At 51.7% G+C, this 15,686-nt stretch carries 21 protein-coding genes; 20 read left to right on the top strand and 1 reads right to left on the bottom strand.

Annotation, left to right across the window (positions count from 1 at the left end):
* Positions 1–51 precede the first annotated feature (51 nt).
* Positions 52–651: a hypothetical protein gene (locus DEP07_RS12325; RefSeq protein WP_122963774.1), complete on the bottom strand. Its 600-nt coding sequence runs from the start codon at positions 649–651 to the stop codon at positions 52–54.
* A 552-nt stretch (positions 652–1,203) separates the two neighbouring features.
* On the opposite strand from DEP07_RS12325, the gene DEP07_RS12320 reads away from it, so the two are divergent.
* The 20 genes from DEP07_RS12320 (at position 1,204) to DEP07_RS12225 (ending at position 15,548) form a co-directional block, all read left to right on the top strand.
* A complete protein-coding gene (locus DEP07_RS12320) occupies positions 1,204–1,656 on the top strand; it encodes a hypothetical protein (RefSeq protein WP_122963775.1) in 453 nt (150 codons plus the stop codon).
* Positions 1,656–1,838: a hypothetical protein gene (locus DEP07_RS12315; RefSeq protein WP_122963776.1), complete on the top strand. Its 183-nt coding sequence runs from the start codon at positions 1,656–1,658 to the stop codon at positions 1,836–1,838. The genes DEP07_RS12320 and DEP07_RS12315 overlap by 1 nt, the downstream gene beginning before the upstream one ends.
* A 2-nt stretch (positions 1,839–1,840) precedes the next feature.
* Complete coding sequence (locus DEP07_RS12310; RefSeq protein ID WP_217023232.1) at positions 1,841–3,178, top strand: phage tail sheath subtilisin-like domain-containing protein; 1,338 nt, start codon at positions 1,841–1,843, stop codon at positions 3,176–3,178.
* Positions 3,179–3,631, top strand: a complete 453-nt coding sequence (locus tag DEP07_RS12305) for a hypothetical protein (RefSeq protein WP_063231751.1) — start codon at positions 3,179–3,181, stop codon at positions 3,629–3,631.
* Positions 3,632–3,642: 11 nt separating this feature from the next.
* Entirely contained in the window at positions 3,643–4,023 is a 381-nt protein-coding gene (locus tag DEP07_RS12300) for a phage tail assembly chaperone (protein WP_122963778.1), read from the top strand.
* A 26-nt stretch (positions 4,024–4,049) separates the two neighbouring features.
* Entirely contained in the window at positions 4,050–4,184 is a 135-nt protein-coding gene (locus DEP07_RS12295; RefSeq protein WP_255679189.1) for a hypothetical protein, read from the top strand.
* A 77-nt stretch (positions 4,185–4,261) separates the two neighbouring features.
* The gene (locus DEP07_RS12290) at positions 4,262–6,748 is read left to right on the top strand and encodes a hypothetical protein (protein WP_281869344.1); all 2,487 of its coding nucleotides are present in this window, start codon (positions 4,262–4,264) and stop codon (positions 6,746–6,748) included.
* Complete coding sequence (locus DEP07_RS12285; protein WP_287102537.1) at positions 6,745–7,338, top strand: hypothetical protein; 594 nt, start codon at positions 6,745–6,747, stop codon at positions 7,336–7,338. Before DEP07_RS12290 ends, DEP07_RS12285 begins: the two co-directional genes overlap by 4 nt.
* Positions 7,339–7,351: 13 nt before the next feature.
* The gene (locus DEP07_RS12280) at positions 7,352–8,305 is read left to right on the top strand and encodes an XkdQ/YqbQ family protein (RefSeq protein ID WP_173597644.1); all 954 of its coding nucleotides are present in this window, start codon (positions 7,352–7,354) and stop codon (positions 8,303–8,305) included.
* Between the two features lie 2 nt (positions 8,306–8,307).
* The gene (locus DEP07_RS12275) at positions 8,308–8,556 is read left to right on the top strand and encodes a hypothetical protein (protein ID WP_173599379.1); all 249 of its coding nucleotides are present in this window, start codon (positions 8,308–8,310) and stop codon (positions 8,554–8,556) included.
* The gene (locus DEP07_RS12270; protein WP_122963783.1) at positions 8,556–8,990 is read left to right on the top strand and encodes a DUF2634 domain-containing protein; all 435 of its coding nucleotides are present in this window, start codon (positions 8,556–8,558) and stop codon (positions 8,988–8,990) included. Before DEP07_RS12275 ends, DEP07_RS12270 begins: the two co-directional genes overlap by 1 nt.
* Positions 8,978–9,793, top strand: a complete 816-nt coding sequence (locus DEP07_RS12265; RefSeq protein WP_287102536.1) for a baseplate J/gp47 family protein — start codon at positions 8,978–8,980, stop codon at positions 9,791–9,793. Before DEP07_RS12270 ends, DEP07_RS12265 begins: the two co-directional genes overlap by 13 nt.
* Positions 9,790–10,362, top strand: coding sequence for a hypothetical protein (locus tag DEP07_RS12260; protein ID WP_280649124.1), 573 nt, complete (start codon positions 9,790–9,792; stop codon positions 10,360–10,362). Before DEP07_RS12265 ends, DEP07_RS12260 begins: the two co-directional genes overlap by 4 nt.
* A complete protein-coding gene (locus DEP07_RS12255; protein ID WP_122963786.1) occupies positions 10,359–10,676 on the top strand; it encodes a hypothetical protein in 318 nt (105 codons plus the stop codon). Before DEP07_RS12260 ends, DEP07_RS12255 begins: the two co-directional genes overlap by 4 nt.
* Before the next feature lies 1 nt (position 10,677).
* On the top strand, positions 10,678–10,950 hold the full coding sequence (locus DEP07_RS12250) for a hypothetical protein (RefSeq protein ID WP_122963787.1): 273 nt from the start codon (positions 10,678–10,680) through the stop codon (positions 10,948–10,950).
* Positions 10,951–12,564: 1,614 nt separating this feature from the next.
* Positions 12,565–13,968 carry a hypothetical protein gene (locus DEP07_RS12245; protein WP_287102535.1) on the top strand — a complete coding sequence of 468 codons (1,404 nt, stop codon included), beginning with the start codon at positions 12,565–12,567 and terminating at the stop codon, positions 13,966–13,968.
* Entirely contained in the window at positions 13,968–14,159 is a 192-nt protein-coding gene (locus DEP07_RS12240) for a hypothetical protein (RefSeq protein WP_122963790.1), read from the top strand. Before DEP07_RS12245 ends, DEP07_RS12240 begins: the two co-directional genes overlap by 1 nt.
* Positions 14,159–14,275, top strand: a complete 117-nt coding sequence (locus tag DEP07_RS12235) for a CD1375 family protein (RefSeq protein WP_267901895.1) — start codon at positions 14,159–14,161, stop codon at positions 14,273–14,275. Before DEP07_RS12240 ends, DEP07_RS12235 begins: the two co-directional genes overlap by 1 nt.
* 444 nt (positions 14,276–14,719) lie before the next feature.
* A complete protein-coding gene (locus DEP07_RS12230) occupies positions 14,720–15,031 on the top strand; it encodes a hypothetical protein (protein ID WP_122963791.1) in 312 nt (103 codons plus the stop codon).
* 121 nt (positions 15,032–15,152) lie between these two features.
* On the top strand, positions 15,153–15,548 hold the full coding sequence (locus tag DEP07_RS12225) for a phage holin family protein (RefSeq protein WP_063226740.1): 396 nt from the start codon (positions 15,153–15,155) through the stop codon (positions 15,546–15,548).
* The last annotated feature ends 138 nt before the right edge of the window (positions 15,549–15,686 follow it).

The following is a 15,686-nucleotide window of genomic DNA, read 5'->3' as shown; positions in this document are numbered from 1 at the left end:
CACAAAACTTTTTACGCTCTCTAAATAACAAGGCAAAAAGCGAAGTGAGATTCACTTCGCTTTTTGCAGATCGATCTCTACATGTTGTTCTTTTACTTTAAAGATTTCACCTTTGGGGTCGGAGACTTGGTCGAAAAAATAGACGAACGTAACGATTAGTTCATTCTTTTCATCAAATTCCTCTTCTTTAATGGGTAAGCCTGTTGATGAACTCACATACGCGATTTGATAAATACCACTTTTCGGCTCAATAATGGTTTTCATCTTTTTAACTTGCTGCCCATTTAAAGTCTCAACACCTAGCTGTGTCCAAATATCCTTGTCTTGATACCGGTCAATTGTTTCTCTAAACAGCGATTTTTGGTTAGGGTATTGATACACCTTGGATTTTAGAGTGATTTTCCCCGGTTCTTTTACGAGTTTGTCGTCTCGGAAAAAACCATTTTGTGGGTTAAACCATTCTTCAGTAATTGCAATTGAGGATATACCTTTATGTTCAGTTCTTATCGATTTTACATGTTCGATCATTGATTGGGACTGAACTTTTTGAATGGGTACAGGAGTATTCGCAGAAACTGACGGAGCAATAATTCCTGAAAATCCAATTGAAATGGCCAAGGCCACTGAAGTGAGAAGCGAAGTTTTTACCACGGCTATTACCTCCCCTAAGTTAATTTCCCGCATACTGGTTAGACGTTCCAACTGGGGAATGGTTTCGTTTATCATGGGGTTATAAAGAACTGTGGATGAAATTGATCCTAAATAATCATAAAACGATGCTGCCATTACGTATCGAAATATTGAGATTTAGGGCGAATTTCCCTAATTTTCCCAGTAAAACAGAACCTTTTCGTTTTTCTCAAAAATCTGTGAGCAAATACCCACTTATTTTACCTGGCAGGCAGGGAAGGTTATACGACAGAACCATTACTTGGGGAGAAGATAGGGCAGCAGTTGAAACAAGCAGCTTGAAAGTTGCAATACGGGACAAAGAAAAAATAGTGTATGGAAGTTCAGTTTACCAACAAAAAGTGGGACATCGGTCATACAGAGGACGTTCAACAGGCGCTCATTGAAGGAAGATTCGAAAGAGGAGTCGCAAAGGGGTTAAAACTTTCTTCCGCTTGACTACAAGCATGTAAAGTACAGCCCTGCAACGTTGCGAAATAAACGCGTATTTGCTTGGAAGGGGGAGGTGGGAGGATGGAGGATCGCGAGTTGTCCGTTCTTTCCGAACTGATCGGGGAAGCTTATCCGCAGCTGGCAACGGTCGTCAACGTCGACGACTGGATGGCTCAGCGTTTTTCCGCACCGGCCGCGTTTTTGCTGACGCAAGGCATCGGGGAGACGGGCAGGAGCCATGCTTCCTATCAAGTGCAGTCAGAGGCGTGGATCGTGCTGCATTATCCGAAAACAGCTGGCGTGTACCAGAGGCTGTCGGACGAGCCGCTGCGCCAGCTTTTGCGCAAGTCGCAGTACAGCTATCGCGGTACGGCGTCGGATTTGTCCATCGACATCGACAGCTCGACATTGCGAATCTGGCGGGATAAGCGGGATCGCACGGAAATTGCGTTTCGGTTTACGTACGTCGTCACGGTGCCGAAAGCGGCGGAAGCGACCATCAACGAATTTGAGATTGAGGAGGGACGTTCCTAGTGGCAAAAAAAGAGCAGCAACCTGATGTTGTGAAAACAAAACAGGAGTGGATTTTGAGCGCCGCCTATCTGGAAGCCGAACGGTTCGAGGTAGCAGGCGCTCTTTTTATGGCGGCAGACAACGAGCAGCTGTCGGAAGGGCAAGTAAAAAATCGATTGACCAAATACAAAGGCGGGGTGTAAGCATGACAATTCAACGTGAACGGCCGGGCGTAACGGTCGAACTGATCGCAAAGGCAAAAGAACGAGTAGTACCAAAGAGCGGTGTTGTTCTGGTTCCGTACCAGGCAGAGTGGGGAGCGCCGGATGAACTGGTGAAGCTGGGCAGCTACGAGGAGCGCATGGCGCAAACGTTTGGCAAAGCGGATACGGTCGAACTGGCGGCAGAAGGCGGGGCAACCGTCCTGGCGTATCGCATGACGAACGGAACAGCGGCGAAGGCAGCTTACGAGCAGGCGAATGCCGTGCGGATCGAGGCGCTTTATCCGGGCTTGCTGGGCAACGACTTGCGCGTCGTCATCGTCGCTTCTACTTCCGAGCCGGGCAAAAAGGAGCTGCAAGTAAAAGGGCCGCTGCAAACCGAGAAGTTTTCGTTTGCGGATGCAGATGAGCTGGTGGCGAAAACAAGCCAGTCGCTTTACGTGCGCGTGAAAAAGCTGGGCGATGCGGCGATTGCCGTAGCTTCCGAAGCGAATTTGACAGGCGGCACCAGCGGGACAGCGGCACTCTCGGCAGCGGATTCCAGCAAGCTGTTCATGGCTGTTTCCGGTGCGGATTTTGACGCCATGTACTTGCCGTTCGACGATGCTTCCGTGCAGGCAGCGGCCAAGCAGTTTATGAGCGATCGCCGCAAGCTGGGCAAAAAGCTGAGCACGCTGGTCATTGGCGGCAAGGCTGCGGACGATGAAAACATGGAGAAGCATGTGGAGCGCTCTGTCGCGCAAAATGCCCGTTATGTCGTCAATTGCGCCATCGCTGGCCAGCACAACAATGGAAACACATATGGCAGCCTGCAGTGGGCGGCATGGGTAGCGGGCATGATCGCGGCGACGCCTGCGCACGAATCGTTGACGGCGGTTGTCGTGCCGCTGAAAAAAGCGCTGAAAGACTGGGGCCACACCGACATTTTGCAAGCGCTCAGCTCGGGAACCTTGGTCGCCACCCGTGACGGCGAGGTGTACATCATCGAGAGCGCCGTGAACACGTTGGCTGTTTTGGGTGCACACGAGCGGGAAGATTACGGCAAAATCCGCGTCAGCATGACGCTCGACCAGATCGTCAACGACATCAATGCAGTCGGCAAAAAGTACAAAGGCAAGCTGGGCAACAACGACCTGGGCGGTGCGGTGTTTGTGTCTGCGGTCAACGCTTATTTGACCGTGCGCGAGCAGCAAGGCGCGATTGAGACAGGCTGGACGTTTACAGACAAAAAGAACGGAAACGGCGATCGCCGCGGCTTCCTGCTGTCGGCCAAGCCATTGGATGCGATCGAATACTTTGACATTGACTGGGAGGTGCTGTAATTGGCTATTGCACGCGATATCAAACTGAAAAATTGCCAAGTTTACGATGAAAATGGAGATCCGATCTACGGAACACTGGAGGGCAAAATGGTCCTCAAGGTCGAGTACGGCGACACCAACCGTCTGCAAAAAGGGAAAATCCAGACGGTCAATGACTGGCATGTAGAGGTCACGCTGAAAATTACGGCTACCAACGCCGCTTTGAAATACTACTGCGTCGAGCAATTGACCCAGGGCAAAACGCCTGTGCTGCCGTTTTTGATTGGAGAGACGCTGGACAAGGAAGCGGGCAACTCCGAGCGCGTCCGCATTTCCAACATCGTGTTGAATCCGGAAGAAATCACGCTGTGGGAAGCGAAGGCAGACGGCAACGATCACGCTACCTACGACCTGAAAGGGATGTCCATCGACAAGCCGGACTACCTGGATGAATTGCCAGCTTACATCGAATAGGAGGAAGAGACATGAGCAAACTGCAAAAATATTTGGCAAAAGCGAATGAACAAGCGCCGCGCAAAGAGGTGGTTGTCGTCATCGACGGCGACGAGTGGAAAGTACGCCAACTGAACCTGTCCGAGCTGCGCGAATGCGAGCGCATGGCAGACAAGGGAGAAAAAACGGACTGGTTCCTCTACAACGACGCCCGAATCGTCAAGGCGACCGAGCATGAGTTTCCGTGGAACCAGGAAGAGCTGAAAAAGGCGTACAAGGCCGGAACGAAGTACGAGCTGGTGGAGAAAATTTTCCGCGACAATCCTGAGGGATACAGCAAGCTGCTCCAGGCAGTGCGCGATGTAAACGCAGGCCAGTCGGAAGAAGAGGCCATTGAAGAAGCAAAAAACTGATCCGATCTGACGGAGAGGCTTGGCACATGTGCCGCGCTTTTTTAAGAGGCCGGGGCCGTCCGTCGGATCTGTTGGAGTACGATGTGGACGCGTACAAGCAAAAGCTGTTCGTGATGGCTTGTCAGATGGTCGAGCTGGAAGATGAGGAAAGGGCCGGGTGAAGGGGCTTGGCTTTTTCCGATCCCGCTTTAGGATATAAAAGGAAGTTGGATGACAGTTAAGACAGGAGGTGAAATGAATGGCAACAGATGCTGCTAGATTGAAAGACACGCGTTCGGAAATGAAGCGCATGCTGCACGAAATGGGCGCGATGACCAAGGAAGTAGGCCGAGCAGGACGGGAAATGCAGAGCATGACCAATAAGCTCTCCGCAGGACTTAGTCGAATGAAGAGCGACGTTCAGAAAGTCAGGGCCAGCATGGATGAGCTGAACAAAGTGAAGCCTAAAGTCAAATTTGTAGACATTGCCCCCAAGTTTGACGACATGAAAAAGGAGTGGGCCAACTTAGGGGGACTCTGGAATGGTGTTGCTTTTGGCACATCGATGGATGGAGTCAAAACGGAAGCCAAGGCTGCGGGGCAAGAGCGGGCTATTTATGCAGGCAGTGGAAAAAGCGCTGCGGAAATGAGAGTTTTCGAAGAGATGGCCGCGAAATTGACAAGGCTCAATCCTTATCTGACCGAACCCGCGGCGATGGCTCTGATTGCAAAAAGCGGGAACGTCGATCCAAAAATGGTGGAAGAGGCAGCAAGACTGGCTGTCACGACTCGTCTTGCCGGGGAAGAAAGTGTAAGAATGATGACAGCGATTGGCGCCGCAACACAGGCTGATGCCAAACCTGAACAACTGGCGAATGCGCTTCAGTATATGAACAATGCGGGAGCAGGCAATCTTAGCCTCAAGCTGGTAGATTCCCTCGCGCAATTCAACACAGCGAATGGCAAAATGCTGAATACCCCAGAGAAACTGGCTGCCGTGGTCGGAGAAATCAGCCAGCTGTCCCTGAATAGCAAGGAGTTTGGCGCCCTGTTGATCAAGGGTCAGGAATATAACGCCAATGGTGGACTTGTACAGCTTCTTGCATCCAAATACGAAAAGCAAATTCAGGAGTCTGACCCGGAAAAGAAACTAACCGACGAGCAGAAAAAAGCCATGGCACAACAAAGAGCCGAGGAAGATTCCAAAAGGCTTGCTATAGGGCTGGCTTCTACAGACAAAGACGAGCAGCGAATCGCATTGGGAAAAATGATGATGCTGATTGCTGCCTCTTCGAACGCGGCGGAACAGCAAAAAGCCATGGCCAGTCTGGGCGGCGATTCGGGAAATATTGTGGAGAAGACGGTCAAGATTGCCTCCGGCGATATGAAGCCAGAGATGAATAACGAGGTAGATAAAGCATATGCAGCTTCATCCCAGGCCGACCCGTTTTTTGCTACGCTTCAGGCTCAGGCAGAGGCGAAGCATGAGGCGATGGACGCGATCGGAAAAGTAACTAGCGATTTGTCGGGTGTCACTGCGCTGGTCTCCAAAACAGCTGCACTTTTCACCGGCTGGTTCAACAGTTGGGATGAGACGGTAAGGAAAGGTGCCGTATATATGGTAACGGCTGTGACCGTCATTTTGACAGTCGGTGCCCTTGCAACAAACATCTGGACGAAAACGAAAGCTTTTTTCACTACGGTAGGGGGGCTTATAGCCAGAATAGGCAAAAAAGGAAAAGCAGCGGAGGAAGAAAAACCGCTCAATCCGGATGCAGGAGGAAAACGAGAGTGCTGCTGCTGTTGCTGCTGCGACGGTTCTGGCGCAGGTGGTAAAAAGGGGAATAAATCCAACAATAAGGGTAACAAAAAAAATAACAGCAATAAAAACAGGAACGGGTCGAACAAGTCTGCTGCTGGTAATGAAGCGAACAAGCAGACGGGAGGCAAACGCAATGCAACCGCAGTTGGTGCAGTCGCAGGCGCAGCTCCTCTTGGCATCAGTGCAGCTGTGCCAGGTGCTTCTCCTCTAGACATGATGCCTGAACTGCCGGACATGACTGAACTGGATAGTGGCGGCCGAGAGAAAGCGGATAAAACCGAAAAAGCCGGAGGAAAAGGCTCCTGGAAAAAGATCGCGAAGGCAGGATTGAGAAGGGTACCGCTCGTTGGAACCTTGCTCGGTGTTGCGACAATCGCCGGATCGGAAAATAAAGTGGATACGGCAGCACAAGTAGGTGCAGAAGCGCTTGGTGGATGGGGAGGCGCAGCTGCTGGCGCGGCGATGGGAGCTGCTGTAGGCTCCATTGTTCCGGGACTTGGGACAGCAATCGGAGGAGCGATCGGCGGCATCATTGGTGGCTTCGGAGGTTCTATGGCGGGAGGCGCGATCTATGACACAGCAAAAAATTGGTGGCAGAACAGGTCGCTTGCGAAAGAAGGAGATACAGCACAAAAGCAGCAGCTTTTCGGAAAGGAGCGGCGCAGGACACGCGCACCTCAAGCAGCGCCGCAAAGGTCAACTGCCCCTGCCTATTCACCAGCAGGAAATCCGAATGCAAAAACACAGAGCGTCTCCTTGACGATCCCACAACTGACAATTTCTTTGCATGCGGACGGTGTGCTGCAAGATATTCCGACGATGCTGAAAATGCTCAATGATCCAACTGTCAGCCAAAGAATCAGAGCGATCATTGAGAGGGCACTGTTGGACGCGCTGGAGACAAGAGGAGGAGTGGTGACATGATTCGCATGCAAGGCAAATACACACTGACATTCCCGGTCACTCCAGCCGAAATCCAATTTCGCGGCTACGGTAACGATGTCGAAGGCACCACGTCGATCACGTTGCTCGCCGCCAATCGCATCTCGGCCAGACGTCCGAAATCGATCAGTTTCGATTTCTTTTTGCCGGGAGACATTACAGCTCCTTACATCGAGGTCAAAGGCTACCAAGGTCCGAGATCGTGGCTTGCCGGATTGGAGCGGTTGACAGGATCAGAGGTGCTGCTGACGATCGACGAGTTGAATCTCGCCTGGAATGTGCTGATCGGGCCGTGCGATGGCAAGTTTCAGGGGAAAAACGTCGATTTTCACGGCTCGATTGAGCTGCCGCTGTTTGTAAAAGACGAATTTATTACCTGGAGCAACCAGACGCAGCTTCTCTCCCCTGGCGCCGTCATCTCGCGGCAGCAGTCGGTTCGTCCCAATACGAGCGGCAAGGTAGCGAAAAAGACGAAGAAGCAGAAGGCGATGACTCAGTCTGCTGGCAGCAGCCGGGCTGAGGACATGCGCATGCGGATTCAAAAAAAGCTGGAAGACGCACACGGATTTTAACGGAGATGATGAGATGAAAGTCATATATGGGAAGGAACAGACTCGATATGACCTTTCCCCGGCTGTCACAGAGCTGTCCTGGTCATCGTCCCGCGGGCAAATCGCCGGGCAGTTGAGTGTGCAAATCAAGGAAGCCCCGCCCCTGCAAGCGGCGGGCTTTTTGATGCTCTTTTCCGGCGATCAGCTAAAAGAAGCGCAGCAAATCTTCCACGGTCCGCTTGTCCGCCTCGATCGCGACGATCGGACTGGGGATTTGTCCGCGACAGCTTACGAGCTTGGCTGGTATTTGCAAAAAAACGAAGTCTCCCGCATCAAGCTGGACGGCGATGCCGGAACGGAGCTGGCGCGAGTCATCAAGGCGGCGGGCGTGAACATAAGCTGCCCGCCTTTTGGCTTCACGACCAAAGAGCGCATTGCTCCCCAATCATATACGGCTCTGTTCACATCGCTGACCGAGCAAGCGTACGAGAAAACAGGCGCCCGCTATTTCGTGCAGTACCAGCGCGACAAGCTGACCGTTTTGCCGGAGGGAGCAAACCCGATCGTTCCGCTGTTCAAGGCAAGCTTGCTTTCAACAAGCTCCACAGGCGAGAGCATCGAGGATGTGTACACGGTGGTGACAGCAGAGCGCTACCAGGACGACAAGGTGGCGAGCAGTGCGACGAAAGCGAACGAGAGCCTCGTCAAGCAAATTGGCCGCATGCAAAAGGTCATCGACGCCGGGGAGGACAAAAATGTTGCCGCTTTGGCAGCGAAGCAGCTTGCCGAGCTGTCCAAAATCCCGCTGACAAGGTCGATCTCGGTCCGTCATGAGGACGAGCAGGCGGCAAGGCTTCGCGCAGGCTGGCTGATCAAGATCATGGAAAAGAACAATCAGACCATTACCGATTGGATCGTCACCAGTTGCAACGCTCACTGGAAAGGCGGGCAATACACAATGGATCTGCAACTGGAAAGGAGGACGTAATCATGCAATCCGTCATTGCAAAGCTCAGGGGATATACACAGGACGGGCTGGTGAACACCCGAGGGGAGTTCGGACAGCTTTTGTCGCTCACGCCGTTGTCCGTCAAGCTCGACGAAGACCCAACGCCTTTGGAGCCGGATGAAATTGTCGCCTTGCGCTCTGCGGAGTTGCGCCAGGAGGACGTAGGGAAAAAGGTTGCCCTGCTTTCCTGCACAAACGATCAATACCTCCTGCTCGGGGTGGTGGAATGATGTTTCCCCAGTTGACGGGCACGGAAGACATTTTGACGGCGCAAACGGACGAGCCGATTCCTTGGACGTATCAGTTCGATTGGGAGACGAAGCAGTTGAAGCAAGGGCCAGATGGCCGCTATTTGCGCACGAGAACATATGCAGAATACTTGCAGGAGACGGTGCACAAAATTCTCCACACCCGCCGCTTTCGCTACGCGATTTACTCGGAGCGGTACGGGGTGGACTTTTTGGCGGAAAAAGGCCGGATGCGCTCCGGTTTGTCATTGCCGACGATCAAGGCGCAGACGGAGGAAGCGCTGGAGGCACACAGCGAGATTGAGCGCGCTGTCGTGCAGGACATTCGCTTTGCGGGCGGCCGGGTCATTTTGCAACTGGAGATAGAAGGAACAAGAGGCACAACCCGATTGGAGGTGGATGCATGGCAACGATAGACAGACCTGAAATGCCGATTTTGCGGGAGACGCCCGAACAGATTTACCAGCGGATCGCGAACCGGATGGCTGTGCTCGCGCAGAAGCGCGGGGAGACGCCGCCGGCTACGGGAGAGGGGGAAATCCACTACGATTTGGCCTACCCGATTGCCGAAGAGCTTAGCGAGCAGCAGCAGCTTTTGGAGTACGGCTTTTTGCAAGCCTTTCTTCCTTGGGCAGACGGTGAATATTTGGACGCGTCAGGCGTCTTTTTTGGCCTCCCTCGCAATGAGGGAGAAACTGACGATGCCTATCGTAAACGTTTGCTGGATCGAGCGCGCTCCGAAGAAGGCGACGGCCGCCGCCAGGACTATGAGCGCTGGGCGCGAAACGTTGACGGCGTAGGCGGAGCAGTTGCTGTGGAGAAGGCGTGGCACGATCTGTCGATTGATGTGTACATCACGGATGCGAGCGGTCAGCCCGCCACGGAAGAGCTGGCGAATACTGTGCGTACCAAGCTGGAAGACAAAAGGCGGGCTTTGCACGAACTGCGGGTGCTGCCAGCCAAGGTTTATCCCGTTTCGATTGCAGTGAAGCTGGCGCTGCGCCCCGATGCCGAGCAGGCGAAGATCGAGGAACAGATTGCTGCCCAAGTGAAAACGTATTTGAAAGGGCGTTCGCAGATCGTGTACCAGCAGATCGGGGCGCTCTTTTTCGTGGACGGGGTCGTCGACTTTGCGGATTACACGCTGAACGGCCAGGAAGCCAATCTAACCGTGCCTGCTGACTCTGTCGCTTCGCTCGCTTTGGCGGTGACGACATGATTCCAGAACGCTACAGGCAAATGTTGCCGCCGCAATGGTACGAGAACAAGGTAGCGGAATATCATTTCGAAGGCGCAGCAACTGCAGTCGATGCTTTTGCCGCGGAGCGGGAAGACGTTTTGCGGCAGTTCCATCCGTGGTCAGCGACCTGGGGGCTGGATGTTTGGGATTGGATTTACTTTGGTCAAAAGCAGCTGCTGGGTGTTGAGGAGCGGCGGAAGAATATACGGCAGAAGCATTGGGCGTACCTTGGCTTTACTCCAGGTGTATTGCGGGCGATTGGCTACAGTTCGTCAGCATTCAAGCAGGTACGAATGGTCGAGGATTTTGAAAAGAAAGTGATTCGGTACGTTTACCCGGTCGAGGACCGTTTCGATACCAAAAATGCGGTACAGGCCGTCGAGAAAATCCGGCCTGTTCATTGCAACGGGGTTGCGTTCGAGCCTGTGTCGCTGGAGAGAGTTGAACTTCGGGACGTGCTGGTTGTTGGAATTAAAGAGTACCACAAGGTCAGCGAGTTTCGTGTAGGGATGACCCCAATCAAACGATACGAGGAGGTGGTCGGATGATCACGCACAGTTATCTACAGACTATACGAAACGACCTGTTGGCGCGGATAACGGGAGGCGATATCCTGCTGAATAACACTGTTTCCGTCCCAATCCATGCTGCATCTATTTCGCAGCATCCGACTGCGGGTGTTCATGATGCAATTGCCTTAGAGGTGTCGACGCAGAACGTCACCAGCGTTTCGGTTATCACTAATGCAAAAATCCGAACGAGTACAGGGGTAGTCGTCGCAGAAAAGACGGCCACTATTGAAATGAACGGTGCGCAATTCGTGAACCTGACTTTCGTTGTCGATGTGAGAGGAGGGGCGTAAGATGTCATACAATGCCAAAATGGACTGGAAACAAGATGACCCAGTAACGGAAGTGGACATAAACCGTTGGGAACAAGGTATCGCGGATGCTCATGCTGCTATTGCAGTGCTCACCGCTGATGTATCGAACCTGAAAACTCGCGTGAACGTTATCGAGAGCACGTTGCCAGAAAATTTCTTGCATAACCACTTCAAGGATGATCTTTCTACGATTATCGGGATCAAGGTGATTCGGGGTTATTACAACAAGGCGCAAAGTAGGTTGGAGGTATAGCGGAGTGCAAACGAAGGATGCAAAAACAGTCGCTCAACCGAACGACTTTTGGAAAGGGGGAGGAACATGGCAATAAAGTCGATGTCTTATCCAGAGAGTACCTCTCAATCACAAACTCAGGTACTAACATTACCAAATCTCAAGAAGATAAATACAGTTACTGTAAATACAGGTACAGTTTCCTATTCGTTAACTGGCAATACCTTAACCTTTACTCTCAAAAATGGTGCAGTTTCGAGAACGGTTCAGACTGGTGGATCGGTCTCGCACTCAACGTATAAGACAGATTCTCGAACGTCTGTTGGCGATAGCGCGACGGGCTGCTCTGGTGCATACGGGAACGCACTGGCGGCATTACCCGGCGCAATCTATTACAATGATGGTACGTATTCCGGTACTCTTTCAAGGATCAGTACTAGCAACGGCAGCTGCACGAAAATGTTAGACTCTTGGTTCGCGGAAGTAACCGCTACATACGGTGGAACGGTATCGTCGGCGGATACTAGAACTTACGCATACTACTATCAATATAATGTCACAGTTGACTATGTGGATAATAGTCTCCCTTCCATCACATTGGCGCAGCCAACTGACAACCTTGCTTTGACCGAAGGCAGCACATACAAGTTGGAAGGCAGCGTGTCTGATGCAGACGCTGGACAACCCCTCTCAGTCAAGTATTCCATCGGCGGCGGACCGACGCAGAGTATCACACTCGGAACATCTGACGGAACAACAGCGAAGACATTCAGCAAAACGTTGACATACTCACAGGGGCGTTTCTGGGACGGGACGGCTGACGTTTCTGGCCTGTTACCAGCAGAAGTGTCCTCCATACAAGTGTGGGTGAACGATGGCAGCGATGACTCAGCAAAAGTGACTCGAAACTTCACCGCAGTGCAAGAGGATGGCAAGCTGTATGTTCCAGTCAATGTGGTCAGTAAGGCTCATCTTGTTTCTCAAATGGCTCAGCCTGTTCGTTTGAACAATGGGTGGCTAGTGGGGGCCGTTTATGATTTTACAGGAAAAACCATTTATTTATACAAGTCAACCAATAACGGAAAAGCATGGGCGCAATTGTGCTACGTGAGTAACGGAAGTAGTGACTTGACCTACTTCTCGATCGCATCAAAGGATAGTGTAGTGTGTATTGCATTTTCGACAGGAACCGCAGATATCAACCTTATCGCAATCGACGCAATCTACGCAACGAACACGAATCTATGGGGATTGAACGCAAGTTGGGTTCTGTATAAAGGTGCAATCGACTCGGGACAAACCGCATTTAATGGCATTGACCTAATAGTCAACTCTCACGGTTCCGAACTTTGGTGGGCAGCCAGCACGAAAAACTCAACACTCCCAAACAGTTTCAACATTCGCACTGGTTTCCTTGTATTTTTGTCGAACGGGACGCTTGATCCGTCGCCTGGTTCAGCTAGTCAGTTGACGTACTATGATGCTTCAGGTACAAACATCACCAGTCCATGTGTAGCGTATGTATTAGAAAATCCTGCGATCATTAGCGTATGGTCAAGTGCCCCAAACAACTACGGAATTTACATTAACTTTTATCTCGGTTTCGCCTGGGACCCATCCAATGACGGACGTGGAGTGATGATTTACGACGGCGGGGGCTACCCTCAAGCAAGTCCTCAAGCAATTACCACACCAAACGACAAACTGCATGTTGTTTGGCACGGTACAGATTCCGATAATACGGTTAGCCCTTACATTCGATACAGCAACTCAACAGACGCCATAACCTGGCCCGCCGCGCCGAGAAAGCTGGTAAAAGGACAGAACGCTAGCATCACGTCTGACAAAAACGGAAAGCTATCGATAACCTACGAAGACGGCGGCTATATCAAGCGGATCGAGTCAACGGACGAGTTCGTCACATATCAAGGTCCGTTTTTGGTCGGCGCAGGAACCAAGCCAGCGACGTTTTATGACCAGTCGTTCCAGACTGACTTCTCGGTGCCGCCAACGCTTTATCAAGCGGCCGGAGCAGTAAAATACTACGGCGTCCTAAACCCGAACAAGAAGCCTGTCGTCACGCTGACTACGCCTGACAACCAGACGCTGACCGAAAACGCTACACTTTCTGTAGCTGGTAGCGCACTGGATCAGGACGTAGACAACGCAGTCACCATCAAATACCGCATCAACGGCGGCACCATCCGAAACATCGCATCTGGAGTTTCAGACGGCAGCACGCCTCTTTCTTTTGCTCGCGATCTGAGGTACAGCGGCAAAAGGATGTGGGACGGCGCGGTCGATGTAGTAGGAGCTGACCTCGCGGAGAACACCGATCACACGCTGGCAGTCTGGGCCGAAGACGACAAAGGCGGCAAAAGCGCGGAAGTCACGCGCAAGTTCCGCGTGGTCTGGAACCGTCCGCCGACGATCAGCGGTCAAAACAGCGACCTTGGAACGCTTACGGAGCGGCCGACAGTCACGTATTCAGCCGCAGACCCGGAAGGCAACTCCTTCACCTTCACCGAGTACCTAAACGGCCAGCAAGTCAGGTCATTCGCCGGGACAGGTGGTCAGCAGAACACCTTCGAGCTGACACATGATGCATGGATCAAGCTTGATCTCGACGTACAGCACCAGTTGAAGATCGTTGCTACGGACAGCGCAGGCATTTCAGCTGAGCGCGTATACACTTTTACCCGCACCGAGACACATCTGGAGTTCATGCTGGACTACAACAACCCGGATGTCGCTGCCTTCTTCACAGTAGACGGCATGCCGGAGCGAATCCTGTTCACGCTGGAGCGATACTTGCCGCCCGACTCTGAGATCGAGAGTGTGCTGGTCACAAATAACTATCTCGATGCTACGCCTACCTGGGAAGATGCTCGCAATGCCGTAATCGGTGGCCGCGGCTACATTTTCACAAACAAGACGAAGACAGCAGCCGACTGGGCTATTTGCGTATGGGTCACCCTTGCCAAAGGTTCTGCCACGCAACGCGTCCACGTCTATGGATATGGGGGTGCTTTTGACTGATGAAGTTCAGCAATCAAGAGTCCATTACGGAAATTCGCAAAAAGCAGCAGGAAACGCCGGAACAAAAGATTGTCAGGCTGGAGGCGGAACTGGTCGCCGAAAAAAATGACAAGCTCACAATCATGGAGGCAACTGCTCAACTGTATGAGGAGTTGCTTTTATTGAAAGAGCAGATGGGAGGGACATCTTAGTGGCAGCAATTTACTACAGTTTGGTCAAGGCTGGCAGGCGGAAGATGGACCAAGTTCCCGCACATCTTCAAGAGGAAGTACAGGCGATGCTTGATGCTGAAAGCAGCACTGGTTAACCTAGTCATCCGGCTCATATCTTTTCGGGGCTAGGTAGCTCTGATCGTGTTGGCCGCCGCACATACGACAGTGTGCCAACTGGTTTGAAGCTGGCAGTAAAAGAAGACCTGGAAGCTATCGGGCTGAGTGCCGATGGAGCGCCAGTAGCATAGCGCCTTTTCCCAAGTGGAGAGGGCGTTTTTCATGGGGGAGCTACTGAGTGGCTCCTTTCCGTTAGCTTCAAATTTGTCTCAATGCATAACTTTAGTTAGAGGACCAGTTATACGTTATGAGCTTATAATCACATTTGCCCGTTGTAGGTTTTTTGCTTTTTATCCGTTGATGGAACGCCGTGTGCGATGAAAGTCGCTCGCGCGGTGTAGGCTCGAACGAAACCCCTCGTGGAGAGAAGGGGATAAGTCGAGAATAGCGATACCAGCCCGGCAGTTGGCACAATCACTGTTATGAATGCGAGTATTTTGCTGATTAGCTTCAATGAAGAATTATCAGAGGATACCTTATCCATTACTGATATCGATCAGCTCATTACCCACATTAACAGTCATACTGGAGCCAACTTAAAAAAACAAAATTGGAACCAGAGTATTGAATGGGATACAACCGATCCGGAAAAGCCCATTCTCAAGGTTTACATGCGTTATAATCCTGATACTTGGCATACCGGGTTTTTCTATCAAGTAAAGTTTGTTCCCGGGGCAGTAAAGGATAAACACGAGAACATAACGTATGAAACACCATTAAGTGGTCCATTTTAAAACGCCATCAACGGCCCTCGGGTAAAACCGAGGGTATTTTTTTATCACCAAGACCGAGAGCCAGCCCCGAGCCGACCGGGGCAATTTTTACTGCACCGAGGGGAGAGAGGAAGAAGAGCGAATGGACAACTTTATCAAAACAGGAATTGCTATCGGAGGCGCAGCAGCCTCTTTTCTTTTTGGCGGCTGGTCAGCATTGCTCAGTGTGCTACTCGCATTCGTCATTTTTGATTTTGTCACTGGTCTGATTGCAGCCGGAATGGAAGGAAAGTTAAAAAGCAAGGTCGGTATGATCGGCATTGCGCGGAAGTTGTTCATTTTTTGCATGGTCGCGATTGCCCATCTGATCGACATGTCGCTTGGTGACCAAAATTTCATCCGCGACGCGACGATCTTTTTTTACCTGGCAAATGAGCTGCTAAGCATTATCGAGAACGCGGGACGCATTGGCCTGCCCGTTCCCGAATTGATTAAGCGAGCAGTAGAGGTACTAAAAGGGAGAGGGGAAGGGAAATAACATGCAAATCACAGAAATGCTACTCACGAACCCAACGGCCAGACCAGGTACAAAGATTGTCCCGAAAGGACTGGTCATCCACTGGACAGCCAACGAGAAAAAAGGCGCCGATGCGGTGGCAAACCGGAACTACTTCAA

The organism is Brevibacillus sp. (assembly GCF_003521185.1).
GTDB lineage: Bacteria > Bacillota > Bacilli > Brevibacillales > Brevibacillaceae > Brevibacillus > Brevibacillus parabrevis.
This window is presented reverse-complemented; position numbering and strand designations above follow the sequence as displayed.